The sequence below is a fragment of the Bradyrhizobium sp. genome (genome assembly GCF_016462955.1).
Taxonomy (GTDB): domain Bacteria; phylum Pseudomonadota; class Alphaproteobacteria; order Rhizobiales; family Xanthobacteraceae; genus Bradyrhizobium.
In genome coordinates, this window is the sequence record NZ_JAEMSD010000591.1 from 1 (window position 1) to 2,139 (window position 2,139).

Here is a 2,139-nt window from a genome sequence, read left to right on the forward strand (position 1 = left end):
GTCCTCGGCTACGGCCCGCTCGAGCCGCTGTTGTCGCGCGACGACATTGCCGACATCATGGTCAACGGCGCCAACACCGTCTACATCGAGGTCGGCGGCAAGATCCAGCGCACCGGCATCCGCTTCCGCGACAACCAGCAGCTCCTCAACATCTGCCAGCGCATCGTCAGCCAGGTTGGTCGGCGCGTCGATGAATCCTCGCCGATCTGCGACGCCCGCCTTGCCGACGGCTCCCGCGTCAACGCCATCGTGCCGCCGCTGTCGATCGACGGCCCCGCGCTCACCATCCGCAAATTCAGGAAGGACAAGCTGACGCTGGATCAGCTCGTCAGGTTCGGGGCGATCACGCCTGAAGGCGCCGAGATCCTCCAGATCATCGGCCGCGTCCGCTGCAACGTGCTGATCTCCGGCGGAACCGGTTCGGGCAAGACCACGTTGCTCAACTGCCTCACCAACTACATCGAGCACGACGAACGCGTCATCACCTGCGAGGACGCCGCCGAGCTCCAGCTTCAGCAGCCCCATGTGGTGCGGCTGGAAACCCGTCCGCCCAATATCGAGGGCGAGGGCCAGATCACGATGCGCGAGCTGGTGCGCAACTGCCTGCGTATGCGGCCCGAACGCATCATCGTCGGCGAGGTCCGCGGACCCGAGGCCTTCGACCTGCTGCAGGCCATGAACACGGGCCATGACGGCTCGATGGGCACGCTGCACGCCAACAACCCGCGCGAGGCGCTGTCGCGCTGCGAATCCATGATCACGATGGGCGGCTTCTCGCTGCCGTCGCGCACCATCCGCGAGATGATCTGCGCCTCGATCGACGTCATCATCCAGGCCGCGCGCCTGCGCGACGGTTCCCGCCGCATCACCCACATCACCGAGGTGATGGGCATGGAAGGTGACACCATCATCACCCAGGACATCTTCCTCTACGACATGGTCGGCGAGGACGCCAATGGCAAGATCATCGGCCGGCACCGCTCGACCGGCATCGGCCGTCCGAAGTTCTGGGAGCGCGCCCGTTACTACGGCGAGGAGAAGCGCCTTGCCGCCGCGCTCGACGCGGCGGAAGTCGCGCCGCAGACGTGAGCAAGGCAGCAGCGCCATGAACATCCAGGTCCTCGCCCTCGCCTTCCTCGCCACCGCAGCGGTCGGTGGCGTCGCCTGGGTCTTCCTCTACCCGCTGCTGTCCGGAGAGCGAAAGGCGGAAAGCCGCCGCGCCTCGGTCGCGCGCGCCGAGGCCCCCACGGTCCGCCAGGCCGAGAAGACCCAGCGCTCACGCCGCGAGCAGGTCGAGTCCTCGCTGAAGGATCTCGAGGCGCGGCGCGCCCAGGAGAAGAGCGCTCCGCTCAGCGTCCGCCTGGCGCAGGCAGGGCTCGACTGGACGACGCAGAAATTCTGGATCGTGTCCGCCGTCGTCGCGGGCGTCTTCTTCGCGGCCGCCCTGTTCGCCGGCGGCGGCCTGATCGGCGCCGCCGGTCTCGCTTTTGCCGGAGGCTTCGGCCTGCCGCGCTGGGCACTCGGCTTCCTGAAGAAGCGTCGGGAAGCCAAGTTCCTGGCTGCACTGCCCGATGCGGTCGACGTGATCGTCCGCGGCATCAAGGCGGGCCTGCCCCTGTTCGAATCGATCAAGGTGGTGGCCGCCGATGCGCCTGAGCCGCTGCGCAGCGAATTCCTCACCATCATCGAGACGCAGGCGATCGGAATGCCGCTTGGCGAGGCCTGCGGGAGACTTTACGAGCGCATGCCGCTGCCGGAGGCCAACTTTTTCGGCATCGTGATCTCGATCCAGCAGAAATCGGGCGGCAACCTCTCGGAAGCGCTGGGCAACCTCTCCAAGGTGCTGCGCGACCGCAAGAAGATGAAGGAGAAGATCCAGGCGATGTCGATGGAAGCCAAGGCCTCCGCCGGCATCATCGGCTCGCTGCCGCCGATCGTGATGTTCCTGGTCTATCTCACGACCCCGCAATACATCTCGGTGCTTTGGACTCATCCCACCGGACAGCTGATGCTGGTCGGTTGCGTCGTTTGGATGTCGATCGGCATCCTGGTGATGAAGAAGATGATCAACTTCGATTTTTGACGGTGTCGTATGGTCGAATTCCTCGTCTCGAAACTGCACGACGTCCGTTTCATGAC

The 2,139-nt window shown here is 65.5% G+C and carries 2 protein-coding genes; both read left to right on the top strand.

What is annotated here, in order from left to right; genetic code table 11:
• Positions 1-1,089 (top strand): CpaF family protein (locus tag JHD07_RS35055; RefSeq protein ID WP_291630513.1); only part of this gene is annotated, 1,089 nt, incomplete at its 5' end.
• Positions 1,090-1,105: 16 nt separating this feature from the next.
• The gene (locus JHD07_RS35060) at positions 1,106-2,083 is read left to right on the top strand and encodes a type II secretion system F family protein (protein ID WP_291630515.1); all 978 of its coding nucleotides are present in this window, start codon (positions 1,106-1,108) and stop codon (positions 2,081-2,083) included.
• Positions 2,084-2,139: the final 56 nt, after the last annotated feature.

Bases quoted from the DNA above. Each gene is read 5' to 3' on its own strand.
- JHD07_RS35060 (WP_291630515.1), top strand. From the start codon at position 1,106: ATGAACATCCAGGTCCTCGCCCTCGCCTTCCTCGCCACCGCAGCGGTC.